Source organism: Rubrivivax albus (genome assembly GCF_004016515.1).
GTDB lineage: Bacteria > Pseudomonadota > Gammaproteobacteria > Burkholderiales > Burkholderiaceae_C > Rubrivivax > Rubrivivax albus.
The window spans coordinates 88,447-101,900 of record NZ_SACT01000003.1 but is presented as its reverse complement, the minus strand read 5'-3'; the positions used below and the strand labels follow the sequence as shown (position 1 = coordinate 101,900).

10 protein-coding genes are annotated in these 13,454 nt (G+C 67.1%); 9 read left to right on the top strand and 1 reads right to left on the bottom strand.

Annotation, left to right across the window (positions count from 1 at the left end; genetic code table 11):
- Positions 1 to 30 precede the first annotated feature (30 nt).
- The 9 genes from secE to ENE75_RS10995 all read left to right on the top strand — a co-directional run bounded on the left by secE (position 31) and on the right by ENE75_RS10995 (position 12,958).
- Positions 31 to 417: a preprotein translocase subunit SecE gene (gene secE / locus ENE75_RS11035; protein WP_128198370.1), complete on the top strand. Its 387-nt coding sequence runs from the start codon at positions 31 to 33 to the stop codon at positions 415 to 417.
- Between the two features lie 10 nt (positions 418 to 427).
- Positions 428 to 1,024: a transcription termination/antitermination protein NusG gene (gene nusG, locus ENE75_RS11030; protein WP_375138483.1), complete on the top strand. Its 597-nt coding sequence runs from the start codon at positions 428 to 430 to the stop codon at positions 1,022 to 1,024.
- 104 nt (positions 1,025 to 1,128) lie between these two features.
- Positions 1,129 to 1,560, top strand: a complete 432-nt coding sequence (rplK, locus tag ENE75_RS11025; protein ID WP_128198369.1) for a 50S ribosomal protein L11 — start codon at positions 1,129 to 1,131, stop codon at positions 1,558 to 1,560.
- A 2-nt stretch (positions 1,561 to 1,562) separates the two neighbouring features.
- The gene (rplA, locus tag ENE75_RS11020; RefSeq protein ID WP_128198368.1) at positions 1,563 to 2,267 is read left to right on the top strand and encodes a 50S ribosomal protein L1; all 705 of its coding nucleotides are present in this window, start codon (positions 1,563 to 1,565) and stop codon (positions 2,265 to 2,267) included.
- 209 nt (positions 2,268 to 2,476) lie between these two features.
- A complete protein-coding gene (gene rplJ / locus ENE75_RS11015; RefSeq protein ID WP_128198367.1) occupies positions 2,477 to 2,998 on the top strand; it encodes a 50S ribosomal protein L10 in 522 nt (173 codons plus the stop codon).
- Between the two features lie 51 nt (positions 2,999 to 3,049).
- The gene (rplL, locus tag ENE75_RS11010) at positions 3,050 to 3,424 is read left to right on the top strand and encodes a 50S ribosomal protein L7/L12 (protein WP_128198366.1); all 375 of its coding nucleotides are present in this window, start codon (positions 3,050 to 3,052) and stop codon (positions 3,422 to 3,424) included.
- 239 nt (positions 3,425 to 3,663) lie between these two features.
- Positions 3,664 to 7,788, top strand: coding sequence for a DNA-directed RNA polymerase subunit beta (gene rpoB, locus ENE75_RS11005; RefSeq protein ID WP_128198365.1), 4,125 nt, complete (start codon positions 3,664 to 3,666; stop codon positions 7,786 to 7,788).
- 21 nt (positions 7,789 to 7,809) lie between these two features.
- Positions 7,810 to 12,039, top strand: coding sequence for a DNA-directed RNA polymerase subunit beta' (rpoC, locus tag ENE75_RS11000; RefSeq protein WP_128198364.1), 4,230 nt, complete (start codon positions 7,810 to 7,812; stop codon positions 12,037 to 12,039).
- Positions 12,040 to 12,142: 103 nt separating this feature from the next.
- Positions 12,143 to 12,958, top strand: a complete 816-nt coding sequence (locus ENE75_RS10995) for a TlpA disulfide reductase family protein (RefSeq protein ID WP_128198363.1) — start codon at positions 12,143 to 12,145, stop codon at positions 12,956 to 12,958.
- 1 nt (position 12,959) lies between these two features.
- On the opposite strand, the gene ENE75_RS10990 is transcribed toward ENE75_RS10995, so the two are convergent.
- Positions 12,960 to 13,403 carry a putative toxin-antitoxin system toxin component, PIN family gene (locus tag ENE75_RS10990; protein ID WP_233259023.1) on the bottom strand — a complete coding sequence of 148 codons (444 nt, stop codon included), beginning with the start codon at positions 13,401 to 13,403 and terminating at the stop codon, positions 12,960 to 12,962.
- Positions 13,404 to 13,454 lie beyond the last annotated feature (51 nt).

The following is a 13,454-nucleotide window of genomic DNA, read 5'->3' as shown; positions in this document are numbered from 1 at the left end:
CCGCGCAGCCTTGCACGAGTCATCCAGCCCATGTCCACGCCCGCTCCCGTCGAAACCGTTTCCACCGCTGCTGACAAGGCCAAGCTGGCCGGGTCGGTCGTGCTGCTCGTGGGCGGCGTGGCGGCCTTTTATCTGCTGGCGCAGCAGCCGCTGTGGATGCGCGTCCTGGCGCTGCTGGCGCTGCTCATCGCGGCCGTGGTGGTGTTCTTCGTCTCCGAGCCGGGCAAGCAGCTGATCGGCTTCGGCCGCGATTCGGCGCGTGAGGTGCGCAAGGTCGTCTGGCCGACGCGCAACGAGGCGCTGCAGATGACGGCCTACGTGTTCGCCTTCGTCGTCGTGATGGCCCTGTTCCTGTGGCTGACGGACAAGACGCTGAGCTGGGTGCTGTACGACCTGATCCTGGGCTGGCGCAGCTGAAGGAAACCGCATGAACGACATCACCGACACCGCCGCCCCGGGTGCTGAGGCCCCGGCGCCTGCGCCCGCGCCGACCAACATGCGCTGGTATGTCGTGCACGCCTACTCTGGCATGGAGAAGGCGGTGGAGCGCAACATCCGCGAGCGCATCGAGCGTGCCGGCATGCAGAGCAAGTTCGGCCGCATCCTGGTGCCCACCGAGGAAGTCGTCGAGCTGAAGAATGGCAAGAAGTCGGTCACCGAGCGCCGCTTCTTCCCCGGCTACGTGCTGGTCGAGATGGAGATGGACGACGAGTCCTGGCACCTCGTCAAGCACACCAGCAAGGTCACCGGCTTTGTCGGCGGCGCGCGCAATCGCCCGGCCCCGATCTCCGAAGCCGAGGTGATGAAGATCGTCAACCAGATGCAGGAAGGCGTCGACAAGCCCAAGCCCAAGGTGGAATGGACGGTCGGCGAGCTTGTCCGCGTCAAGGAAGGCCCGTTCACCGACTTCAACGGCGCGGTCGAGGAAGTCAACTACGAGAAGTCCAAGGTCCGCGTGTCGGTCACGATCTTCGGTCGTGCCACGCCGGTGGAGCTGGATTTCGGTCAGGTCGAAAAGGTCTGAGTTTTCTGGTCAGACCGTCCCAGCCCCGGTCTGATCTTTACCCCAGGGCTGTACCCCGAGGAGCCGGCTGAACCCCGGCGCTAGCACTCGACAAGGAGCCACTCATGGCAAAGAAGATCGTCGGCTTCATCAAGCTGCAGATCCCGGCCGGCAAGGCCAACCCGTCGCCGCCGGTCGGCCCGGCGCTCGGCCAGCGCGGCCTGAACATCATGGAGTTCTGCAAGGCGTTCAACGCCCAGACGCAGAGCTACGAACCCGGCCTGAAGCTGCCGGTGGTGATCACCGCCTACGCCGACAAGTCGTTCACCTTCGTGCTCAAGTCGCCGCCGGCGACCGTGCTGCTGAAGAAGGCCGCGAAGATCGAGAAGGGCTCCGGCCGTCCGCACCTGGAGAAGGTGGGCAAGGTCACGCGCGAGCAGCTCGAGGAGATCGCCAAGACCAAGACCAAGGACCTCACCGCGGCCGACCTGGACCGCGCCGTGAAGACCATCGCCGGCTCGGCCCGTTCGATGGGCATCATCGTCGAAGGAGTCTGACCATGGCCAAGCTCACGAAGAAGCAGAAGGCCCTGCAGGGCAAGGTGGACAGCAACAAGCTGTACCCGATCGACAACGCGCTGGCCATCGTCAAGGAATGCGCCACCGCGAAGTTCGACGAGTCGATCGACGTCTCGGTGCAGCTCGGCATCGACGCGCGCAAGTCCGACCAGGTCGTGCGCGGCGCCGTCGTGATGCCCAACGGCACCGGCAAGACCAAGCGTGTGGCGGTGTTCGCCCAGGGCGCCAAGGCCGAGGAGGCCAAGGCCGCCGGCGCCGACATCGTCGGCATGGACGACCTGGCCGCCGAGGTCAAGGCCGGCAACATCAACTTCGACGTCGTGATCGCCTCGCCGGACACGATGCGCGTGGTCGGCACGCTGGGTCAGATCCTCGGCCCGCGCGGCCTGATGCCCAACCCCAAGGTCGGCACCGTGACGCCCGACGTGGCCACCGCGGTGAAGAACGCGAAGGCCGGCCAGGTGCAGTTCCGCGTCGACAAGGCCGGCATCATCCACGGCACGATCGGCCGCCGTTCGTTCGACGATGACAAGCTCGTCGGCAACCTGCGCGCCCTGATCGATGCGCTGAACAAGGCCAAGCCGGCCAGCAGCAAGGGCGTCTACCTGCGCAAGGTGGCCGTGTCCTCGACCATGGGCGTCGGTGTCCGCGTGGACATGGCGTCGCTGACGCAGGCTGCGGCCTGAGGCACTGAAGATTTGGTGGAGCGTGTCCGGTTCGCCGGGCACGGGCCATCGAAGACCGCTGGTGGGGAGCGCCTCTCCCCTTAATGGCCAGCGCAGATGGCGATCCGCCGTGAAGGAGCATCCGACAGGATGAGCTGGCAACGGAAGGTCGCTGCAACCCGTGTGCAAGGCGGGCCCGCCCGCCGAGCACGATTCGTGAGGAGCAGACCTTGAGTCTCAATCGCAACGAGAAGGCAGCCGTGGTGACGGAAGTGGCGGCGCAGGCCGCTGCTGCCCAGACCCTGGCGCTGGCCGAGTATCGTGGCCTCACCGTGGCCCACATGGACGCGCTGCGCAAGCAGGCGCGCGAGCAGGGCGTGTACCTTCATGTGCTGAAGAACACGCTGGCCCGCCGCGCCGTCGCTGGCACGCCGTTCGAGGTGGTCTCGGAAGCCATGGTCGGGCCGCTGATCTACGGCTTTTCTGAAGATGCCGTGGCGGCGGCGAAGGTCATCGCCGACTTTGCCAAGACCAACGACAAGCTGGTCGTCAAGGCAGGTGCCTATGCCGGCAAGGCGCTGGACGTGGAGGGCGTCAAGGCCCTGGCGTCCATCCCGAGCCGCGAGGTGCTGATCGCCCAGGTCGCCGGCCTGCTGAAGTCGCCCATCCAGCGGATGGCCGGCGTGCTGGCAGCGGTGGCCGAGCAGCGTGGTGGAGGCGAGGCGCCAGCCGAAGCCCCAGCCGCAGCCTGAGCCCCAGACGACATCCGTTCCCAATCATTCATCGATTTGTAGGTACATCAAATGGCATTCGACAAAGACGCTTTCCTGACCGCGATGGACAGCATGACCGTCATGGAACTCAATGACCTGGTCAAGGCCATCGAGGAGAAGTTCGGCGTGTCCGCCGCGGCCATGGCCGCCCCGGCCGCGGGTGGCGGTGGCGCCGCCCCGGCCGCAGAAGAGAAGACCGAGTTCAACGTGATGCTGCTGGAAGCCGGCGCCAACAAGGTGTCCGTCATCAAGGCCGTGCGCGAACTGACGGGCCTGGGCCTGAAGGAAGCCAAGGACATGGTCGACGGCGCGCCCAAGGCCGTGAAGGAAGGCATCGCCAAGGCCGACGCCGAAGCTGCCGTGAAGAAGCTGGTGGAAGCCGGCGCCAAGGCGGAAATGAAGTGATTTCGCGGGGGCCTCGTGCCCCCGGTCGAGACCACCGCGAAACCCGGCGTGCCGGGTTTCCCAGTGTTCTCTGATCCGACTGCAGGGAACGGGTTTGGTCGGACTCCGGTGCAACGCCGGGGTTGTCCGCCAGCGGCAGGTAGTGGCCTGCCACCAAGCTTTCAGACGCAAGGTCTGAGCAGCCAGTCGCCGACGAGGGTCCGTTCACGGCCAGAGCGGGCTCCGACACGGAGATTTCAATGGCGCAAGCTTCCACGTCCTACAGCTACACCGAGCGCAAGCGGATCCGCAAGAGCTTCGGCAAACGCCCGAGCGTGCTCGAGGTCCCCTACCTGCTGACCATGCAGCAGGACTCCTACGTCGCGTTCCTGCAGAAGGACGTGCCGCCGCAGCAGCGCAAGCCCGAGGGCCTGCAGGCGGCCTTCCTGTCCGCGTTCCCGATCGTGTCGCACAACGGGTTCGTGGAGATGAAGTTCATCGAGTTCAACATCGCCAAGCCGCCGTTCGACGTGCGCGAGTGCCAGCAGCGGGGCCTGACCTTCGCCGCGGCCGTGCGCGCCAAGCTGCAGATGATCATCTACGACCGCGAGAGCCATCCGCAGAAGGTCGTCAAGGAGATCAAGGAGCAGGAGGTCTACATGGGCGAGGTGCCCCTGATGACCGACTACGGCTCGTTCATCGTCAACGGCACCGAGCGCGTGATCGTCTCCCAGCTGCACCGCAGCCCGGGCGTGTTCTTCGAGCACGACAAGGGCAAGACGCACAGCTCGGGCAAGCTGCTGTTCAGCGCCCGCATCATCCCCTACCGCGGCTCCTGGCTGGACTTCGAGTTCGACCCGAAGGACGTGCTGTACTTCCGCGTCGACCGCCGCCGCAAGATGCCGGTGACGATCCTGCTCAAGGCCATCGGCCTGAACCCCGAGCAGATCCTGGCGCACTTCTTCAGCAACGACACGTTCAAGCTGATGGACTCGGGCGCCCAGATGGCCTTCGTGGCCGACCGCCTGAAGGGCGAGATCGCCCGCTTCGACCTCACCGACAAGGACGGCAACGTCGTCGTCGAGAAGGACAAGCGCATCACCGCCCGCCACGTGCGCCAGCTCGAGCAGAGCGGCACCGGCTACATCAGCGTGCCGGAGGACTTCCTGATCGGCCGCGTGGTGGCGCGCAACATGGTCGACCCGGACACCGGCGAGATCATCGCGAAGGCCAACGACGAGCTCACCGAGACCCTGCTGAAGAAGCTGCGCAGCGCCGGCATCCAGGACCTGCAGTGCATCTTCACCAACGAGCTCAACCAGGGCGCCTACATCAGCCAGACCCTGGCCGGTGACGAGACGGCGGACCAGCTGGCCGCCCGCGTGGCCATCTACCGCATGATGCGCCCCGGCGAGCCGCCGACCGAGGACGCGGTCGAGGCCCTGTTCAACCGCCTGTTCTACAGCGCCGACACCTACGACCTGAGCCGCGTCGGCCGCATGAAGTTCAACGCCCGCGTGGGCCGCGACACGCCCGAAGGCGCGATGACGCTGTCCAACGAGGACATCCTGGACGTCGTCAAGATCCTGGTCGACCTGCGCAACGGCAACGGCGAGGTGGACGACATCGACCACCTGGGCAACCGCCGCGTGCGCTGCGTGGGCGAACTGGCGGAGAACCAGTACCGCTCGGGCCTGGCGCGCATCGAGAAGGCCGTGAAGGAGCGTCTGGGCCAGGCCGAAACCGAGGCCCTGATGCCGCACGACCTGATCAACTCCAAGCCGATCAGTGCGGCACTGAAGGAGTTCTTCGGCGCGAGCCAGCTCAGCCAGTTCATGGACCAGACCAACCCGCTGTCGGAGATCACGCACAAGCGGCGTGTCTCGGCCCTGGGCCCGGGCGGTCTGACGCGCGAACGCGCCGGCTTCGAGGTGCGCGACGTGCACCCCACGCACTATGGCCGCGTGTGCCCGATCGAGACGCCGGAAGGCCCGAACATCGGCCTGATCAACTCGCTGGCGCTGTACGCGCGCCTGAACGAGTACGGCTTCCTGGAGACGCCGTACCGCCGGGTGGAGAACGGCCAGGTCACCGACCAGATCGACTACCTGTCGGCCATCGAGGAAGGCAAGTACGTCATCGCCCAGGCCAACGCGTCGCTGGACGCTGCCGGCCGCCTGACCGACGAGCTGGTCTCGGCGCGCGAGAAGGGCGAATCGGTGCTGCTGAGCCCGGAACGCGTGCAGTACATGGACGTGGCGCCGACGCAGATCGTGTCGGTGGCGGCGTCGCTGGTGCCGTTCCTGGAGCACGACGACGCGAACCGTGCGCTGATGGGCGCCAACATGCAGCGCCAGGCCGTGCCGACGCTGCGCCCCGAGAAGGCCCTGGTGGGCACGGGCGTCGAGCGCGTGGCTGCGGTCGACTCCGGCACCGTGGTCACCGCGCGCCGTGGCGGCATCGTCGACTACGTCGACACCAACCGCATCGTGATCCGCGTCAACGACGACGAGACGGTGGCCGGCGAAGTCGGCGTCGACATCTACAACCTGATCAAGTACCAGCGTTCCAACCAGAACACCAACATCCACCAGCGCGCCATCGTCAAGCGTGGCGACCACGTGGGCCGCGGTGACGTGGTGGCCGACGGCGCGTCGACGGACCTGGGCGAACTCGCCCTGGGCCAGAACATGCTCGTCGCGTTCATGCCCTGGAACGGCTACAACTTCGAGGACTCGATCCTCATCAGCGAGCGTGTCGTCGCCGAAGACCGCTACACCTCGATCCACATCGAGGAGCTGGTGGTCATGGCCCGCGACACCAAGCTGGGCTCCGAAGAGATCACGCGCGACATCCCGAACCTGAGCGAGCAGCAGCTGGCCCGCCTGGACGAGAGCGGCATCGTCTACATCGGCGCCGAGGTGAACCCTGGCGACGTGCTGGTCGGCAAGGTCACGCCCAAGGGCGAGACCACGCTGACGCCGGAAGAGAAGCTGCTGCGCGCGATCTTCGGCGAGAAGGCGTCCGACGTGAAGGACACCTCGCTGCGCGTGGACCAGGGCACCAGCGGCACCGTGATCGACGTGCAGGTCTTCACGCGTGAAGGCATCCAGCGCGACAAGCGTGCCCAGCAGATCATCGACGACGAGCTCAAGCGCTACCGCCTGGACCTCAACGACCAGCTGCGCATCGTCGAGGGCGACGCCTTCGCCCGTATCGAGAAGCTGCTGGTGGGCAAGGCCGCCAACGGCGGCCCGAACAAGATCGCCAAGGGCACGAAGATCGACGCCGCCTACCTGGCCTCGGTGGACAAGTACCACTGGTTCGACATCCGCCCGGCGGACGACGACGTGGCCAACCAGCTCGAGTCGATCAAGAACAGCCTGGACCAGACGCGCCACAGCTTCGACCTCGCCTTCGAGGAGAAGCGCAAGAAGCTGACGCAGGGCGATGAGCTGCCCGCCGGCGTGCTGAAGATGGTCAAGGTCTACCTGGCCGTCAAGCGCCGTCTGCAGCCTGGCGACAAGATGGCCGGCCGCCACGGCAACAAGGGCGTGGTGTCGAAGATCGTCGCCGTCGAGGACATGCCCTACATGGCCGACGGCACGCCTTGCGACATCGTGCTCAACCCGCTGGGCGTGCCCTCCCGGATGAACGTGGGCCAGGTGCTGGAAGTGCACCTGGGCTGGGCCGGCAAGGGCATCGGCCAGCGCATCGGCGACATGCTGCAGCAGCAGACCAAGGTGGCCGAACTGCGCAAGTTCTTCGACGAGCTCTACAACCAGAGCGGCGGCAAGACCGAGCAGATCGACGCGCTGAGCGACGCCGAGGTGCTGGAGATGGCCGAGAACCTGAAGAGCGGCGTGCCGTTCGCCACGCCGGTGTTCGACGGTGCGGCCGAGGAAGAGATCCGCGCGATGCTCAAGCTCGCCTACCCGGACGACATCGCCGCGCGCAAGGGCCTGACCGCCACGCGCACCCAGGCCACGCTGCACGACGGCCGCACCGGCGACGCCTTCGAGCGCCCTGTCACCGTGGGCTACATGCATGTGCTGAAGCTGCACCACCTGGTGGACGACAAGATGCACGCCCGTTCCACCGGCCCGTACAGCCTGGTCACCCAGCAGCCGCTGGGCGGCAAGGCGCAGTTCGGCGGCCAGCGTTTCGGCGAGATGGAGGTCTGGGCGCTCGAGGCCTACGGCGCCAGCTACATCCTGCAGGAGATGCTGACGGTGAAGTCCGACGACGTGAACGGCCGGACCAAGGTCTACGAGAACATCGTCAAGGGCGAGCACGCCATCGAAGCCGGCATGCCGGAATCGTTCAACGTGCTGGTGAAGGAAATCCGTTCGCTCGGCATCGACATCGAGCTCGAGCGCAACTAAGGAAGGGAAAAGGAAGACACCATGAAGGGACTACTCGACCTTTTCAAGCAGTTCACCCCCGATGAGCATTTCGATGCCATCAAGATCGGCCTGGCTTCCCCGGAGAAGATCCGCAGCTGGTCGTTCGGCGAGGTGAAGAAGCCCGAGACGATCAACTACCGCACCTTCAAGCCGGAGCGTGACGGCCTGTTCTGCGCCAAGATCTTCGGCCCGATCAAGGACTACGAGTGCCTGTGCGGCAAGTACAAGCGCCTGAAGCACCGTGGCGTGATCTGCGAGAAGTGCGGCGTGGAGGTCACGCAGACCAAGGTGCGCCGTGAGCGCATGGGTCACATCGACCTGGCCGCGCCCTGTGCGCACATCTGGTTCCTCAAGAGCCTGCCGTCGCGCCTGGGCCTGGTGCTCGACATGACGCTGCGCGACATCGAGCGCGTGCTGTACTTCGAGGCCTACGTCGTCGTCGACCCGGGCATGACCCCGCTGAAGAAGTTCAGCATCATGTCCGAGGACGACTACGAGGCCAAGCGCACCGAGTTCGGCGACGAGTTCGTGGCGATGATGGGCGCCGAAGGCATCAAGAAGCTGCTCGAGGAGATGGACCTCGACGCGGAGATCGACAAGATCCGGAACGACATGACCGGGTCGGAACTGAAGATCAAGAAGAACGCCAAGCGCCTGAAGGTCATGGAGGCCTTCAAGAAGAGCGGCATCAAGCCCAACTGGATGGTGATGGAGGTCCTGCCGGTGCTGCCGCCGGACCTGCGCCCGCTGGTGCCGCTGGACGGCGGCCGCTTCGCGACGTCCGACCTCAACGACCTGTACCGCCGCGTCATCAACCGCAACAACCGCCTGGCGCGCCTGCTGGAGCTGAAGGCGCCCGAGATCATCGTGCGCAACGAGAAGCGCATGCTGCAGGAGGCGGTGGACTCGCTGCTGGACAACGGCCGCCGCGGCAAGGCGATGACGGGCGCGAACAAGCGTGCGCTGAAGTCGCTGGCCGACATGATCAAGGGCAAGAGCGGCCGCTTCCGCCAGAACCTGCTGGGCAAGCGCGTCGACTACTCGGGCCGTTCGGTCATCGTGGTCGGCCCGACGCTCAAGCTGCACCAGTGCGGCCTGCCCAAGCTGATGGCCATCGAGCTGTTCAAGCCCTTCATCTTCAGCCGCCTGGAGGCGATGGGCATCGCCACCACGATCAAGGCGGCGAAGAAGGAAGTCGAGAGCGGCACGCCGGTGGTGTGGGACATCCTGGAAGAGGTGATCAAGGAGCACCCCGTCCTGCTGAATCGCGCGCCGACGCTGCACCGCCTGGGCATCCAGGCATTCGAGCCGGTGCTGATCGAAGGCAAGGCCATCCAGCTGCATCCGCTGGTCTGCGCCGCCTTCAACGCCGACTTCGACGGCGACCAGATGGCCGTGCACGTGCCGCTGAGCATCGAGGCGCAGATGGAGGCCCGCACGCTGATGCTGGCGTCCAACAACGTGCTGTTCCCGGCCAACGGCGAGCCGTCCATCGTGCCGTCGCAGGACGTGGTGCTGGGCCTGTACTACGCCACCCGCGAGCGCATCAACGGCAAGGGCGAAGGCATGATCTTCGCCGACCTGCCCGAGCTGCAGCGCGCACTGGACAACGGCGTGGTCGAGCTCACGGCCAAGATCAGCGTTCGCCTGACGGAGTACGTGCGCGACAAGGACACCGGCAGCCTGACACCGCAGACCAAGTTGGTCGAGACGACGGTGGGCCGCGCGCTGCTGTCGGAGATCCTGCCCAAGGGCCTGCCCTTCAGCAACATCAACAAGGCGCTGAAGAAGAAGGAGATCTCCAAGCTCATCAACGCGTCCTTCCGCAAGTGCGGCCTGAAGGACACGGTGGTGTTCGCCGATAAGCTGCTGCAGAGCGGCTTCCGGCTGGCCACGCGCGCCGGCATCTCGATCGCGATCGACGACATGCTGGTGCCGCAGCAGAAGCACGACCTGATCGAGCGCGCCGAGAAGGAAGTCAAGGAGATCGAGCAGCAGTACGTCTCGGGTCTCGTGACCGCCGGCGAGCGCTACAACAAGGTCGTGGACATCTGGGGCAAGACCGGTGACGAGGTCGGCAAGGTCATGATGGCCCAGCTGTCCAAGCAGAAGGTGCAGGACCGCCACGGCAAGGAAGTCGACCAGGAGTCGTTCAACTCCATCTACATGATGGCCGACTCCGGAGCGCGGGGTTCCGCGGCGCAGATCCGCCAGCTGGCGGGCATGCGGGGCCTGATGGCCAAGCCGGACGGCAGCATCATCGAGACGCCCATCACGGCGAACTTCCGTGAAGGCCTGAACGTGCTGCAGTACTTCATCTCCACCCACGGCGCCCGCAAGGGCCTGGCGGACACGGCGCTGAAGACCGCGAACTCCGGCTACCTGACGCGCCGCCTCGTCGACGTGACGCAGGACCTCGTCGTGACCGAGGACGACTGCGGCACCGAGAACGGCATGAACATGCGCGCGCTGGTCGAGGGCGGCGAGGTGATCGAGTCGCTGCGCGACCGCATCCTCGGCCGCGTGACCGCGATCGAGGTCGTGCACCCGGAGACGCAGGAAGTGCTGCTGGCTGCCGGCGAGATGCTCGACGAGGACGCGCTGGACGTGCTGGAGGCCGCGGGCGTGGACGAGGTCAAGGTGCGCACGCCGCTGAGCTGTGCCACCCGCTTCGGCCTGTGCGCCAAGTGCTACGGCCGTGACCTGGGCCGCGGCGGCCTGGTCAACACCGGTGAAGCCGTGGGCGTGATCGCCGCGCAGTCGATCGGCGAGCCGGGCACGCAGCTGACGATGCGGACCTTCCACATCGGTGGTGCGGCGTCGCGTGCGGCGGTGGCCAGCAGCGTGGAAGCCAAGAGCGACGGCATCATCGGCTTCAATGCCACGATGCGCTACGTCACCAACGGCAAGGGCGAGTTGGTGGTCATCTCGCGTTCCGGCGAGATCATCATCGCCGACCCGCACGGTCGCGAGCGCGAGCGCCACAAGCTGCCGTACGGCGCCACGCTGACGATCAAGCCCGACCAGACCGTCAAGGCCGGCACCGTGCTGGCCAACTGGGACCCGCTGACCCGCCCGATCATCACCGAGTTCGCCGGCAAGGCGGTGTTCGAGAACGTCGAGGAAGGTGTCACCGTCGCCAAGCAGGTCGACGAGGTCACCGGTCTGTCGACGCTGGTCGTCATCGACCCGAAGCGTCGCGGTGCGGCCAAGGTGGTGCGCCCGCAGGTCAAGCTGCTGGACGCTGCGGGCCAGGAGGTGAAGATCCCCGGCACCGACCACAGCGTGACCATCGGCTTCCCGATCGGTGCGCTGATCCAGGTGCGCGACGGCCAGGACCTGGCCCCGGGCGAGGTGCTGGCGCGTATCCCGATGGAAGGCCAGAAGACGCGCGACATCACCGGCGGTCTGCCGCGGGTGGCCGAGCTGTTCGAGGCCCGTTCGCCCAAGGACAAGGGCACGCTGGCCGAGATCACCGGCACGATCAGCTTCGGCAAGGAGACCAAGGGCAAGGTGCGTCTGCAGATCACCGATCCCGAGGGCCACGTCTACGAGGAGCTGGTGCCCAAGGAGAAGAACATCCTGGTGCACGAAGGCCAGGTGGTGAACCGCGGCGAGCTGATCGTCGACGGCGCGGCGGACCCGCAGGACATCCTGCGCCTGCTGGGCATCGAGGAGCTGGCGCGCTACATCGTCGACGAGGTGCAGGACGTCTACCGCCTGCAGGGCGTGAAGATCAACGACAAGCACATCGAGGTGATCGTCCGCCAGATGCTGCGTCGCGTGCAGATCGTCGACCCGGGTGACACCGGCTACATCGGCGGCGAGCAGGTCGAGCGCTCCGAGCTGCTGGACACCAACGACCGCATGCGCGCCGAAGGCAAGATGATCGCCACGCATGCCGACGTGCTGCTGGGCATCACCAAGGCCAGCCTGTCGACCGACTCGTTCATCTCCGCGGCCTCCTTCCAGGAGACCACCCGCGTGCTGACCGAGGCGGCGATCATGGGCAAGCGCGACGAACTCCGCGGCCTGAAGGAGAACGTCATCGTCGGCCGTCTGATCCCTGCCGGCACCGGCATGGCCTTCCACCAGGCCCGCAAGGCCAAGGAGGAGATGGACGAGACCGAGCGTCGCGCCATCGCGCTGCAGGAGGCCGAGGAACTCGCGGCCGCGCAGCTGGCCGGTGTCGACGCCGCGGCCGAAGGCGCGGAGCCGGCGGGCGAGTAAGCCACCGTGGAACCCCGGCCGCCGGCCGGGATCCAGCGAAGGCGGGCGCCGCGAGGTGGCCCGCCTTTTTTCATGGGCGGCGGTTGAGCTGCAACGAGGGACGATGTCGGCAGATGCATTGCGGCTGGGGCCGCTGGTGTTCTCGTGGTCGGTGCTGCTGGCCTTGGCCACGACGTGGTTCGGCCTGTGGGTGGCCGGGCGGCTGGCCCGGCGCGCGGGCCTGGACCTGGGCCGCACACCGGAAACGGCCGCTCTGGTCGGCTTCGTGGCCGCACGGCTGGGTTTCGTCTGGCAGTTCGCCGGCGCCTACCTGGCGCAGCCCTGGACGCTGCTGGACCTGCGCGACGGTGGCTGGGAGCCGGTGGTCGGCTTCGCTGCGGCCTGGCTGTATGGGCTGAGCCGCATGACGCGGCAACCGGCCACCCGGCGCCCGCTGCGTTGGGGCCTGGTGGCCGCCACCGCGGTGTGGCTGTGCGGCACGCTGGCCCTGGTGCTGGCGCGCGGCGAGGGCCAGCGCATGCCGGCGCTGGCGCTGCAGGCGCTGGACAACGGGGCGCAGGTCGAACTCACCGGCTTCGTCGGCCGACCCACGGTGGTCAACCTCTGGGCCACGTGGTGCCCGCCCTGCGTGCGCGAGATGCCGGTGCTGCAGGCGGCGCAGCAGCAGCATCCCGACGTGCATGTGGTCTTCGTCAACCAGGGCGAGTCGGCGGAGAAGGTGCAGGCCTGGCTGGCCGGGCGCGGCCTGGCGTTGCAGAACGTGCTGCTCGACCGCCGCGGCCAGAGCACGGCCGCCCTGGATGCCGCCGGCTTGCCGACCACGCTGTTCTACGATGCCCAGGGCCGGCTGGTGGCACGGCGCATCGGTGAACTGTCCTCGGCCACGCTGGCCGAGCAGCTGGCGCGGATCAGGCCATGAATCACGCCGTATGCGCGGCCCCGGTGCTTCGGGCCATCCATGCGGCCGACCATGCGGCCGGCGAGCAGACCTGCACGGCGCGCGCGCGAGCGGCCCGCGCCAGCTTCAACAAGGCTTTGTCGCGAGTGAGCAGCCACTCTGTTCGATCTGCCCAGGCCAGGTCGATGAAGATCTGGTCGGCGGCGTCGCGACAGCGCGGCGCGTCGGTCGCCGCCGGCGCGGGCACGACCACCATGCACTGGTCGGCGAACGCCAGGATCGCTGCCGCGCGCTCGGGCGGCGCCCAGCGGCCCATGCGGGGGCGCTGCAGCACACCGGCGAGTTCGTCGCGCATCCGCGCCGTGCCGATCCAGCGCACCTGGTGCGCTCGCACGGCCCGCGCCAGCGCGGCAGCGCCGGAGTCGTCGAAGAGCAGCATGTCCAGCACGGTGTTGGTGTCCAGCACCGCGCTGGGTGGTGTGCTGCGAGGGGTGTCTTGCCCGTTCATCGCGGGCGG